An 11,340-nucleotide genomic window follows, 5' to 3' on the forward strand; every position below is an offset into this window, starting at 1 on the left:
GATGTCCCAGCGGGCCACGGGCAGCAGCGATTCAGCCAGATACTCGAAACCGTAGCGGATTGGCTGGCCATCCTGGCCAGCCTCGACGTGGACGACGCGGCACACGTCGCCGCTCTTGGTGTTCACGGTGGAAACGAGGCGCAAAACGCGGCTGGCGTCCTTGGCCTGGGGATCGGCGCCGAGGTTGGCCAGCCGGTCTATGAGATAGCGTTGACACGCATTCCAACGCGGTAACGCTTGCCGCGGGATCGTGCCGTCCAGCAGCCATTTGGCTTGAATGCCGCGGCCGCTGTAGACCAGTAGCGAGGGAGCGGGGACGCCTTCGGCCGCGCAGTGGTACAGCACGGCGGCTGCAAGCTGCTCGGGCGACTTACCGGCCGCCCACGGCTGGCGGTAGGTGTCCAAGTCGGCAAACAGTAGGCCGATGCGCGCCAGATTCACTACGCGCCGGTTTGGCCGCATGAATTCGGCCTGTGTCAGCCAGGTATCGAGGGTCTGATCGACCATGCCCAAGATTACGGGCATGTCCGTGAGTTTGTAGGAGTCCTGGCGCTTTTCCTTGCCTACTGCGACCAGGAGCGAAAAAAAGCCCGTCCTGCTCGTGTCATGGTAGGTCCCGGCCTCATCGTCCGGGCTGAAAAGCGCCAGTTGTGCCGCCGTTCTAGCCATATGCCCCTGCTCACGCGAGAACGCGTGTCAACACTTGTCAATAGCAAGGTCAGGCCGTAGAATGAGGATTGCATAGACAACTGTTTGGTTGTCCTCTTTCTACGGTTCTTCGCTGAGCCAGTCGTTCGCCAAAACGACAAGCATAGCTAGACCACCCTAAGCAAAAGCCTCGTCGCCAAACGAGGCTTTTTGCTTTTCTAGAGCTCGCTACTAGCGCCAACTAGCAGCCGCAGCCCTATTCGTCCTTCTCACCCCTTAACAGGGTTCGGGGAATCCAGCCGGTCGCGTCTGCGTCCCACTGCATCACCCCATTCTGCCGTAGTGCCGCCGCCGCCCCGTCGAACGACCGGAAAAAGCGCGGGCCACCGCGAAACAACCCTAGAACGCGATCATTCGGGCCGATATGCAGGACCACAATTAAGCCCTGCTCGGCAACCCGGATGGTTGCGCCCTGGACGCCACCAGCAGCCAAAAGCTCTTTCAAAGCTGTGGGACCGACGACGCCCATCGAATCTACATCCGTAATCATGCCTTAGCCGCCCCAATCTGACAAGCAAGGTTCAACATTGCTTTAGTCTTGTCCATTATCGAATTGCCAAAATTAATTTATGTGTAAATACTCATAAACGTATTTACTCATTCCGGCAGGCTATCAACGTAATCCGTCAGCAGTTCCTTGATGCTCTTGCCCGCTTTGGCCGCGTGAATTTTCAGCTTGGCGTGACGGTCGGGCGACAGCTCGAAATTGACCCGCTTCATGCCCCCGGCATCGTCGGAAAGGCTGGCAAGGGTCACGGCCTTGGCCTTGTCGGTGCGAGCACTCGGTCGGCCTGCGCTCAGTGTGGTGGTTGGCTTGCTCATTGCTTCATTTCCTCAAAAGCTCAAATGAGTTTTTGCTTAATTTCGGCTGCGAGGGCGCGGATTTCGGCCGCAGCGTCGCTATCTGGCTCCGCCTCCAAAACGGTTGTTCCAGTGGCCGCAGTGCCGGGGTAGCTCACGCGCTGAGTGATGCGAGCATCCAAGACGGGTAACTCGTAGCCAGTCAGCGCGTCGGTGACCTCTCCCCCTATTCGCGTGCCTTTGATCGCCCGCGATACGACAAAGGCCGCCTGCAGGCGGCCGTCTGTCAGTTCGATGCGCTGCTTCACCAAGGCAACAAGGTCGGCGGCCGCCCAAATGTCGTAGGGTGATGGCTGCACAGGGATCAGCACGAAGTCAGCCGCCTTGATGGCCGATACGGCGAGGTCGGCCGCCTGGGGCGCGCCGTCGATCACGACGAAATCAACCTTTCGGGCAACGTTCTTCACGTCCCGGTCGATAGTCGGCCGGTCGATGCCCACAACGGTTAGCGGTTGATCTTCGCGCACAGCGGCCCAGTCGCGGGCGCTGCCCTGCGGGTCGGAATCGACCAGCAGCACGTCGCCGCCATCGAGTTGCAGAGCGCGGGCCAGATGCGTGGCAATTGTGGTTTTTCCACTCCCGCCCTTCTGGTTCAGCACGGCGATGACTTTCATGCGATCTCCTAATGCAAAAACGTAAATGATGATTTACTCATTTCATCATATCAAAATAAACAAATGAGTAAAGGAGCAAAGCATCATTTATTGAGGGAATTTTCTTTGTCAGTCACCGCCGCCCATATCCGTTTCACTTGAGCGGGGCTGCACCCGGCCAGCTCGGCTGTCTGGTTGATGCTGTGGCCAGAACGGCGCAGCGCGATCACCTGGGCGCGGCGCTTGGGATCAGCACGGCGGCCGCGATACTTCCCGGCCGCCTTTGCCTGCTCGATCCCCTGGCGCTGCCGCTCCCGTCTGTCCTCGTAGTCGTCGCGGGCCATCTGCAAGGCCAGCTTCAAAAGCATGTCCTGCACGGCCTCTAGGACGATCTTCGGGACGCCCTCGGCGGTAGCCGCCAGCTCGGACAGATCCACCACGCCCGGGATGGCCAGACGCGCGCCCTTCGCCTGTATCGCAGCAATGAGGGCTTCGGCCTCCGGCAAGGGTAGACGGCTGATGCGATCGATCTTCTCAGCTATGACCACCTCGCCGGGCTGCAAGTCGGCCAGCATGCGCAGAAGCTCGGGCCGGTCAGCGCGTGCGCCGCTGGCCTTCTCGCGGTAGGTGCCCGCCACGTAGTAGCCCGCCGCCTCGGCCTGCGCGCAGATAGCTTCCTGCCGCTGCAAATCCTGCTGGTCGGTGCTGACGCGCAGATAGACGCGGGCAATGTTCATTGTGCTTGCTCCCTGATGTGATTGAGTTCGCTCATGATTTCCCCTTTAATGGCGGCATGAAAGTAACCGTTACCCAAGAATTTCTAGCAAGCGCCAAGACTGCCAAAGGCGGCTATACCCGCGCCCAACTGGATATTTTCGGGATTGGCTGGCCCCCTCCCAAAGGCTGGCCAGCTCTTTTAATTGGCCGCGAAGTTGAACAGAAACAGCTCGACCAATTCATGAAAGCTCGGTCGCCTGCTGCAAGTCCTGCTCGCCGGTTCTGATGCTCGGATCATTTATGTATACCTAAATGATCCTATGAAAAGTGGATAGGCCCATTAAACAATTTGCAGTGTATATGCGCCTAGCTCATAAGAGCAATCTATATGAGCTTTCAAGACAGTTTCAGCGTACGGCCGCTGTCGTGATGCTACGGTTTCGGCTGGGAATGTTCCCGGAACGAGGATGCACCATGGCTGCACATTGGACGTATGAAGGCGGGCGACTGATCGCCCGGAATGAAACCGGCGCGGAGCTGCGCACCTGGACTACGGAAACCGACGCCATGGGACAGGGCATGGCCCTGCTACTGAACCAAGCCTGCGACCTGTCCAGGCTGCTCCTTTGGCCGCTGCTGGAATAGTCGCAAGACAATTTCAGCGCAGAATCGTAATGACATTGACATTACGAAATGCTATACTGGAGAAAATCACAGGAGATTGAGCCATGCCCGCTTTGAGCACCGCACCCGCCAAGCGTGAAACGCTGAACCTTCGTATCAAGCCGGAAGAGCGGAGCCTCATTGACCGCGCCGCCAAGGTACGCGGGAAAAATCGCACCGACTTCATGCTGGACGCCGCACGCACGGCGGCCGAAGAAGCCTTGCTTGACCAGGCCATCATTACCGTCAGCCCGGAAGCCTATGCCACCTTCCTGGCACGGCTGGACATGGCACCCCAGCCGAATGAACGCCTGCGCAAGACAATGCAAGCGCCGGCCCCCTGGGAGAAGGCATGACAGTTTCAGCGCCTGAGCCACTGGCGGCGCATCATGACGTCGAATCCTTCGCCTCGGGCGTGGAAAGCCTGGACCACTGGCTAAAGCGCCGTGCCCTGAAAAATCAGACGACAGGCGCATCTCGCACCTTTGTTGCCTGCGATGGCAGCCGCGTGTTGGCCTACTACGCTTTGGCATCGAGCGCGATTACGGTCGATACCGCGCCTGGTCGCTTTCGCCGCAACATGCCGGACCCGATTCCGGTGGTGGTCCTCGGCCGTCTTGCCGTGGACCATTCCCTGCACGGCAAAGGCTTCGGCCGCGCCTTGGTACAAGACGCGGGCCGGCGCATCGTCCAGGCGGCCGACACTATCGGAATTCGGGGCATGCTCGTGCATGCGCTCTCGGATGAAGCAAAGGCTTTTTACGAACGCCTCGGCTTCGAGCCGTCACCGCTGGACCCAATGACGCTGATGGTCACGCTAGCAGATTTGAAAGCCAGCCTTTGAGCTTGTAAATAAATAGGAAACAGCACGTAGATGAAGAAAATTTTGCTCGCACTAGCCCCTGCAATTTTTGTGGGCCTGCCTTATTTCTCTCCCTCCAATGCGGCGCAGCCAGTGCGCGCGGTTGATGTGAAGTCCTTTGATGTGGGCGGCGTGAAAACCGGCATGAGCATTGAAGAAGCTCGCGCTGCAATGCAGAAAAATTTCGGGGTCTCCCCCGACAAAATTCGGGTCACCAAATCTGGAAAAAACCATGTTGCTTACGCCGTGACCGGGAGCGAGCAAGTCCTATATCTTGTCTACGAAAACAACGGCACCCGGATGCAAGTGAGCTTCGAGCCCCGTGTACCTTACGACAAGAAAAATCCCATGGCCGCCGCCTTGGTCAACTATGAGGTCCCATGGACGAAGGACAATGAAACCGCGATGAATCAGGCCGCGAGTGCGAAATACGGTCCAGTTTCGACCGGAAGCATGGGCCTGCTATGGTGTGAAAAGCCGATGCGTTCATCCGGCATGGGATGCGAAATCGGTTCGGCCGAGCTGAGCCTGGCAGGCACCAAACTGAAGTTGATCGACCCTGCTTGGCAAAACGCCCGGATCAAATTCATGGACCAGCAAAAGTCCACGAAACCGCAATTTTAGTTTCGATAGGAGGCTGAGATGACCCGCATTTCGGTGACTGTCGATAGCGAACTGAAGCGGGAATTTCTCGCGGCTGCGCGTGAGCACGGATGCAGCGGCGCAGCTCTCCTGCGCGCCTTCTCATGCAGGCGGTCGTAGACGGCGGCCGCGATCTGGAAGGCCTGCGCGCTCAGGTGCGCGCGGATCTGGAACACCCCGCGCCGGGGAACACGCCAGCGGCGGCGCTTCAGCTCACGCGCCGGATTGCCGCTGAAATGCGCGCTACACCCTGGACGAGCTGCTGGCCGCCTCCGACTATTCGCAACCGCTTTCCCCTGAAGAACAAGAATGGATAAGCGCTCCAGCCGTGGGCCGCGAGGTGTTATGAAAACGCACCCCGCCACTGATGGCGAATTCTTTTCCTACCAAACCCACGACCGCGAAGCGCTGGCCATTGCCATCGGCTCACTGCGCCTGGAAGGTATCGAACCAGATGCCGAGGACGTAGCTGATATGGAGCGCGTTATCTCTGGTGAAATCACGCTGGGAGAATATATTGAGCGTATCAAAGCAAGACTGAAGAACTCGCTTTGAGCTTTCGATGCATCGGATAAACAGCATCACGATAGTGCCATTGGCCCCAGCCTATAGCGCCCACGGTGATGCCCATGAGAAATAACCGGCCTGCCTCCTTATCGCCGGAAAATATGCCGCCGAGAAGACTCGGAGCTTGTGGCAATAACGCGATTACATAAATTGCTGTCAGCACCGATATAAAAATAATCGCTGCTTTTTCAGCCTTGAAACGAAATCGATCCATATTTGTCATAAATCTTCTTCCTTAGATTCCTCACGTTTCGCCCGGCGTCCCGGCTCCCACACTCCACCGCCTGAATTTCGGTAAATGTATTCGCGCATCAAATCCCGCAAAACTTGACTTGATATTCTGTCGTTCCTCTTAACTATTGTCTCGAAATCCAATTTTAATTTCTCATCTACAACGGCCCGAACAGTGGTCTTTTCATTCAATTTGTTCCCCCTTTAATTAGGCGTCCATGCCTTCATGCCTTGCCATTTCAATTCGGCTTGGGCCATTTTTATTTTCTCCGGCCCACCTATCTGCCGCAGTAACACCAGAATTTCGAGTAGCAGTGCATCATTGGTCTGGCTGGATGTCGGCACAGCGCTGCCGCTCTCTGCTTTCTCAGTGAGCATCTGACGCATGACATGAAAGCCCTGAGCAACCTCCTGCCGCAGCGCGGCCAGTTCATCCCCCATGGCGTCTCGGGCCTCCAGTCGTTCGCGTAGGTAGGTCGAAAGCGGTTTGTTCAGGCGCTGCGCCTCGTCCTCATATTGAAGGTGTTTTAATGGGTTCAATCTGATCTGAATTGGTGGTCTAAGAGCCATAGGGCCTCCGTGCTACAGGCTGTAGTGCAAAAAACACCGTATTTGCTGGGTTTCCGGGCGTTTTGTAGTTGCTGAGAACTACAATGAATTTTTCCGCATCAATTTTTCATATTTATAATCAATGACTTAGCCGCACCGGAAGGTGCGTATTGTGTATAGACCGAACTTAAGGATTAAGGAGGCTATTGGATGGCCATTTATGGCCGTCCAGGGGGTCATTTCCTATCCATCGAGCATGCTCGATGGTGAATGGTGCAGATCTGATGCAGAGATAATGCAAAGATGATGCAGCCATTCATTACGTGATGCCAAAGCGATGCAATTTTTATGCAGTGTTGATGCATATATGGTGCAACTATCCGCCCAACTTTCCACGGGCATAGTTAGCCATTTTCATAACACTCCGAACAGTAGACTTCCCAGCTTGTCCAGCGACCACACCTGCAGTCTTCCCGGCTCTTCCAGCGGCACCGGCTCCACTGCGCATCATTCGCAGTTCATACATATAGCCCAAGCCAACACCGCCAGCGAGGCCGCTTGCTATCGATGGAACTTGCAAAAGCAACATGATGGAAGCGAGGCTAATCAGGAGTGCAGCGGCCAAGGTATAGATCATGTTTTGTGAACCGTTTATATTCACGCCACCCGAGTAATTCCCGAATACATCTATAATCAGCATGAATATTATTGTAGTGAGAATAATAACGAACCCATAATTCAGCACCTGGGAAATCCATTGTTCAAATAGTTTTGCCGTCGGTTGCCAAAGCAGAGCAAAGATGAATAATGGTCCGAGCGCGGCGAGGACGGCTAAAGCCACCTTCGCGATGATTATCAATCCCACCCCAATTCCAAAAATCACCACAGCAGCGAGCAAATAAAGCACCGCGAAGGCGAGATACATTAAACCCTCCGCGCCAAACCATCCGGCCTTTTCCCAAGCCTTTGCAGCGACATCGAAGGCTTTTTGAGCGGCAGCATCGTAAATAGAGCCAGCCGTATCGCCAGCGGATGGGCCAGAAACCAGAGCCTTTGCCAAAGCATCTGGTGTAGTCATGATGGCATCGGCTATCTGGGTCTGATATAGACCGCCTGCCGTGGCTATAGAAACGATGACGCCAATGCGAAAGCAACGCCATAGAAAATCCGGCATTGGGTGATCTATCACGCCGCGAATGATCCCGAAGGCATAGACCAGAAAGCCCAGAGTCAAGCCAACAGTGATAACTGGCGTGAGGGTTGCAATCAGATTTCCGGTTATATCCGTCGCAAAAGCCGCAGTAGCCGCATCGAATTTTCTTGAAAAACTATCAAAGAATACGAATCCGGCCATGGCTATTTATTTATTTTGGAGTTGTTGAAGAAATCGTAGGGCTCGTTATTACGCGTGTTCAATTCGCTCTGCACCTGCGAGCGCTTGGCATTCACGCAATTTGGACTCTTATCTAGCTCGCCCGGATTAGTCTTGCATTCCTCCAGCTTCGCCGCTCTCTCTGTGGCGTTCTCGGTGTAGTAATCGACCGTGCGCGTCTTTTCGCAGCCCGCAAGGCTCACGGCTGCCAGCAGCGCAAAAAGGACGTTCTTCGTCAGGTTGGACGTTTTCATATAGATCAGTGCTCCTACAGGATTTCAAAAATTTTGATGTTGTCGGGGTCGGTGTCAGCGAACCGGAAGGCGCTGTCCATATCGGTGAACCGGAACGCTTCCACAGGGCCGCCCCATTCCACGTTTTCGCCTTCCCCACCCACATAAAACGGCTGTGCCAACGCCTCTTTTGGAGAAAGGCGAGCTGCTAAAAATTGACCTGTCATACGACCTCCAGAAATGGCTATTGAATGGCGGTTTCATAGTGGCATATGAATCTACTCAAAGTCAAAAAAACCTTTTAACCACAATGACTTACGTAAATAGCTGTCAACATAATTTGTACAGGTGTTTACGAAAATTGGATTGCACAATCCAAAGTCGAAACTAGCGAAGGGCAGGGTCAAGGGCGCGCCCGGAAGCCGCATGCGGAGCGCAGCCCGCTAGGGCGAGCACCGAACGGGTGAGGACGCGGGCGCAGCCGTACCCTTGACGCTGGCCGTAACGGCCAAGCCTGTGTGAGAGGGGGCAGGGACGAAGGGCAAAGCCCGCAACCCCTGCCCCCCGAGCCTGTCGGCGGCGAGACGCGGGAGTCCAGTCCGAAGGGGGCTGGTCGTGCGCAGCACGAAATGCGTCCTGGCAAATGCGGCAACAGACAAAACAAACTAACTAACAAACTAACTAACAAATAAACAAACTAACCACAGCGCGGCATGCAGGCTAGATAACTCGAATCACTGAAGAATTAGCGTTTTCACGCACGTAGACTCAAAAACTCAAATAAGTAAATGAGTAAATGATTTCTAAAAAATCGGCCACAACGTTTAATTCGGGAGCTGGTCCAGGTGCGCGCATGCGGTGTTTGGGGCACGCGGTCAGCAGTTCGCCTTTTCCCGCGCGACAGACCCGCCGCCATGCGAGAACCTGCAACTAGCGCGCCGGTCTTCGTCAAGATGCATGCAGCCAGTCAGTAACCCATGCGGCCTGCCGCAGCTCTGGCACGGCGCAGCGCCTAAACGGAAGGCGTGGCCCTGAATGCGGATTCCAGTTCAAATGGTCACTCGTTCCAATGTTTCGTGGACAGTGCTCTGATTTCATTTGGTCAGCTCTCCATTCAACTTGGACAGTCAGCTACCGGCCAGGAGCTGTCGTTCAAATTTTGGTCTTAGAAGACTCGGAATACGCTTCAAATACGCGATTTTCGGGGTGCCTATGATGTTTTCTTGCGATTGTTCACTCTCAACATGACGAACAGATTTGTTCCTATTAAGAACGACGAATAATCTTGCTGGTCGATTAAATCCAGTTAGCGTAATGAAGTTCTTCGCCGTTCTGATTCTTCCGAAAGACATCGACTTGAACACTGAAAAGTCGGTAGAACACGCTACTTCGGCGTTGATGCGTCCATTCAAGATGTGGGAGGACGATGTCCCAGTGGAAAACGGGCGCTGGGACTACTACTGGTGCTGCACAAAAGAATGGATGAATGAGAGTCACCTCGACTACTCTGCCTACCCAAGCGCGTCAAACGAGCAAGCGCCAATTGTCTTTCCTGTTGATCAGCTTACGTCCGAAGGCGTGCCGTATTCGATCATCACTCCAGAAGGAGAATGGCATCGAAGCAAGGCAACCTATGTTGATGCAGATCCATCTTGGGAGTTAGAAGCGCTGAATATTTGCAGGTCCTTTCCAGGAAGCTTTGGTGTCCTGCTCTACTGCCACGGCTGATGACGCCGACGTCTGACTAGTCGCTCAACCGCTCCCGCAACGGCATGCCGCTTTCAGGTGTCATTTCATTCTGCCCCTTCGGCGTCCAGCAATTGCCTACCTTTATTGTTAGTGGATGACAGCTATGGGTCGTTTGCAGTCATCTGCGTTGAGCATCAAGGTGCCCACAAAAATTCGTCACGGTGCTCATTAAATTTTGGATTGCTGTCCACGAGCACTGGAACGGGTGATCAAGTAAGACTGGAATCCGCACCTGAAAAACAAATGCCGCTGAATCACTCGCTTGATAAACAGGTATTCGCGCGAAGCGCTCTGCGAGTAAATTTCAAGCCGATCCCCGTATTACTTCCTTATGCCTGCTTCCAGACGCTTAACTGCCGATACGAAGTCCAGCCGCAGCAAGTGCATAGCCAAGTCGATAGCGCCACCGCCGCCCTTCTCCGTCCGAGTGTCGTACCACTTCGGGCCCGTGGCCAGCAGCTCGACAACTCCGCCACCGATGGACACATTCACCCGCTCGGTGTGCTTGTCCTTGATCGGCTTGAAATCTGCGTCCCGCTTCCAGTACAGGCCCAGGAGATCCAGCGCGGCCGAGACCGGCATTTCACGCAAGCTCTTCAGCAGCTCAGACCGAAATGTTCGCCTTGTCCTCATGACCAGAGCTTCCATCGAGCGCCGGCAGGCTTCGCCATTAGTAATAGGGGAGGGACTTGTCTCAAAAAACGGCGACCGCCCTTAAAGCGAGGACTACTAAGGCCAGCGGCCCTCTTCGGCCGCTGCGCGGCCTGCGCGCCATGTGGACAACGCTTCGCGTTGACACACAAGGCTTGCGGGCTACTCGTGATATTGAAATCACCGGGGCTACTCTTGCCTATGGCAAGGGCGGCAAAGCCGCTAGGCTTCGCCATTAGTAATACGGTCGCACTTGTCTCACGCATCCCAACCACCCGCAGAGGCCTGTAATACGGTCGAACCTGTCTCATTGGTCGGCAGGGGTGGCTTACCGGCGCGATACCAGCTCGCCCGGCTCATTCCGAGAGCTTCCCAAGGCTTCTGACGGCTCGCCGACTGGCTTTCATAGGTGGCACGGTCTATGGCCCCTGCGGCCCGCCTGCGGGCCTCCAGGCGCGATCTGTTGCGCTCTGCAGCCATGTCCGAGCTGATGAGCGTGCGGAGCTGCCGCTGTTCCTCGTCAGTGATCTGAAACAGGCTGATAAGCGTGTCATTCTTGGGCGTGTAGAGCGGCGCAAACTCACGGCCGCCAAATGCCACCTTCTCGCCGGCCTCGTAGGCCTTGGCCTTGCTGTAGAGCGTCATCAGCTCTTTGCTACGGTAGCTCCAGGCCCTATCCAGCTCGCCGGCCAGCGCAGCCGCCTCGTGGTACATCTGGCCGCTGTTTGTCGCGCCGGACAGCAGCAGGAAATTCAACCGCCAGAAAAGGTGCTGCATACGCTCCCCTTCCCTGACGCCGCCGCGCAGGTCGGCCAGCTTGCGCAGATCCTCCAGGCGATCCCACGCGAGCTGCCGCCCGGAAAAGCCGCGCAGATTGCCGGCCTTGCCTCCTGGCAATAGCTTGAGCTTCCGGCGCTCGGCGCGCTCCTGGCGCTGCTGCTC

General features: G+C 55.7%; 19 protein-coding genes and 2 pseudogenes. 8 read left to right on the forward strand and 13 right to left on the reverse strand.

The window, feature by feature from the left end; all coding sequences use genetic code 11:
- From AC2I9W_RS17340 to AC2I9W_RS17360, 5 genes and pseudogenes are all read right to left on the reverse strand, one after another.
- Positions 1-669 (reverse strand): annotated as a pseudogene (locus AC2I9W_RS17340) (replication protein); the annotation flags it as partial.
- A 235-nt stretch (positions 670-904) separates the two neighbouring features.
- A complete protein-coding gene (gene parC / locus AC2I9W_RS17345) occupies positions 905-1,198 on the reverse strand; it encodes a ParC family partition-associated protein (RefSeq protein WP_486411166.1) in 294 nt (97 codons plus the stop codon).
- Between the two features lie 107 nt (positions 1,199-1,305).
- Positions 1,306-1,530, reverse strand: coding sequence for a plasmid partition protein ParG (locus AC2I9W_RS17350; RefSeq protein WP_486411167.1), 225 nt, complete (start codon positions 1,528-1,530; stop codon positions 1,306-1,308).
- A 20-nt stretch (positions 1,531-1,550) separates the two neighbouring features.
- The gene (parA, locus tag AC2I9W_RS17355; protein WP_486411168.1) at positions 1,551-2,183 is read right to left on the reverse strand and encodes a ParA family partition ATPase; all 633 of its coding nucleotides are present in this window, start codon (positions 2,181-2,183) and stop codon (positions 1,551-1,553) included.
- An 83-nt stretch (positions 2,184-2,266) separates the two neighbouring features.
- On the reverse strand, positions 2,267-2,899 hold the full coding sequence (locus AC2I9W_RS17360) for a recombinase family protein (protein ID WP_486411169.1): 633 nt from the start codon (positions 2,897-2,899) through the stop codon (positions 2,267-2,269).
- Positions 2,900-2,955: 56 nt separating this feature from the next.
- Here AC2I9W_RS17360 and AC2I9W_RS17365 point away from each other — a divergent pair, with 56 nt between their 5' ends.
- From AC2I9W_RS17365 to AC2I9W_RS17395, 7 genes are all read left to right on the forward strand, one after another.
- The gene (locus AC2I9W_RS17365) at positions 2,956-3,165 is read left to right on the forward strand and encodes a hypothetical protein (RefSeq protein ID WP_486411170.1); all 210 of its coding nucleotides are present in this window, start codon (positions 2,956-2,958) and stop codon (positions 3,163-3,165) included.
- Between the two features lie 188 nt (positions 3,166-3,353).
- Complete coding sequence (locus AC2I9W_RS17370; protein ID WP_486411171.1) at positions 3,354-3,524, forward strand: hypothetical protein; 171 nt, start codon at positions 3,354-3,356, stop codon at positions 3,522-3,524.
- A gap of 83 nt (positions 3,525-3,607) precedes the next feature.
- Complete coding sequence (locus tag AC2I9W_RS17375) at positions 3,608-3,898, forward strand: type II toxin-antitoxin system TacA family antitoxin (protein ID WP_486411172.1); 291 nt, start codon at positions 3,608-3,610, stop codon at positions 3,896-3,898.
- Positions 3,895-4,386 carry a GNAT family N-acetyltransferase gene (locus AC2I9W_RS17380; protein WP_486411173.1) on the forward strand — a complete coding sequence of 164 codons (492 nt, stop codon included), beginning with the start codon at positions 3,895-3,897 and terminating at the stop codon, positions 4,384-4,386. The genes AC2I9W_RS17375 and AC2I9W_RS17380 overlap by 4 nt, the downstream gene beginning before the upstream one ends.
- Before the next feature lie 30 nt (positions 4,387-4,416).
- Entirely contained in the window at positions 4,417-5,028 is a 612-nt protein-coding gene (locus tag AC2I9W_RS17385) for a hypothetical protein (RefSeq protein WP_486411174.1), read from the forward strand.
- Between the two features lie 122 nt (positions 5,029-5,150).
- On the forward strand, positions 5,151-5,363 hold the full coding sequence (locus AC2I9W_RS17390; protein WP_486411175.1) for a hypothetical protein: 213 nt from the start codon (positions 5,151-5,153) through the stop codon (positions 5,361-5,363).
- Positions 5,356-5,601 (forward strand): antitoxin VbhA family protein, encoded by a 246-nt coding sequence (locus AC2I9W_RS17395; protein ID WP_486411176.1) that lies wholly within the window; start codon positions 5,356-5,358, stop codon positions 5,599-5,601. Before AC2I9W_RS17390 ends, AC2I9W_RS17395 begins: the two co-directional genes overlap by 8 nt.
- On the opposite strand, the gene AC2I9W_RS17400 is transcribed toward AC2I9W_RS17395, so the two are convergent.
- The 6 genes from AC2I9W_RS17400 to AC2I9W_RS17425 form a co-directional block, all read right to left on the reverse strand.
- Positions 5,573-5,836, reverse strand: a complete 264-nt coding sequence (locus tag AC2I9W_RS17400; protein WP_486411177.1) for a hypothetical protein — start codon at positions 5,834-5,836, stop codon at positions 5,573-5,575. The genes AC2I9W_RS17395 and AC2I9W_RS17400 overlap by 29 nt on opposite strands.
- On the reverse strand, positions 5,833-6,036 hold the full coding sequence (locus tag AC2I9W_RS17405) for a hypothetical protein (RefSeq protein ID WP_486411178.1): 204 nt from the start codon (positions 6,034-6,036) through the stop codon (positions 5,833-5,835). The genes AC2I9W_RS17400 and AC2I9W_RS17405 overlap by 4 nt, the downstream gene beginning before the upstream one ends.
- A 12-nt stretch (positions 6,037-6,048) precedes the next feature.
- A complete protein-coding gene (locus AC2I9W_RS17410) occupies positions 6,049-6,414 on the reverse strand; it encodes a mobilization protein (RefSeq protein WP_486411179.1) in 366 nt (121 codons plus the stop codon).
- A 355-nt stretch (positions 6,415-6,769) separates the two neighbouring features.
- Positions 6,770-7,747 carry a TrbL/VirB6 family protein gene (locus AC2I9W_RS17415; protein WP_486411180.1) on the reverse strand — a complete coding sequence of 326 codons (978 nt, stop codon included), beginning with the start codon at positions 7,745-7,747 and terminating at the stop codon, positions 6,770-6,772.
- 2 nt (positions 7,748-7,749) lie between these two features.
- Positions 7,750-8,019, reverse strand: coding sequence for an EexN family lipoprotein (locus tag AC2I9W_RS17420; protein WP_486411181.1), 270 nt, complete (start codon positions 8,017-8,019; stop codon positions 7,750-7,752).
- Between the two features lie 14 nt (positions 8,020-8,033).
- Entirely contained in the window at positions 8,034-8,225 is a 192-nt protein-coding gene (locus AC2I9W_RS17425) for a hypothetical protein (RefSeq protein WP_486411182.1), read from the reverse strand.
- A gap of 1,087 nt (positions 8,226-9,312) precedes the next feature.
- On the opposite strand from AC2I9W_RS17425, the gene AC2I9W_RS17430 reads away from it, so the two are divergent.
- The gene (locus AC2I9W_RS17430; RefSeq protein ID WP_486411183.1) at positions 9,313-9,726 is read left to right on the forward strand and encodes a hypothetical protein; all 414 of its coding nucleotides are present in this window, start codon (positions 9,313-9,315) and stop codon (positions 9,724-9,726) included.
- A 342-nt stretch (positions 9,727-10,068) separates the two neighbouring features.
- Here AC2I9W_RS17430 and AC2I9W_RS17435 read toward each other — a convergent pair whose 3' ends face one another.
- Both AC2I9W_RS17435 and AC2I9W_RS17440 read right to left on the reverse strand, forming a co-directional pair.
- A complete protein-coding gene (locus AC2I9W_RS17435; RefSeq protein ID WP_486411184.1) occupies positions 10,069-10,380 on the reverse strand; it encodes a hypothetical protein in 312 nt (103 codons plus the stop codon).
- Between the two features lie 276 nt (positions 10,381-10,656).
- Positions 10,657-11,340: pseudogene (locus AC2I9W_RS17440) on the reverse strand (replication protein); the annotation flags it as partial.

It is taken from the genome of Comamonas sp. FUJ_7 (assembly GCF_057369555.1).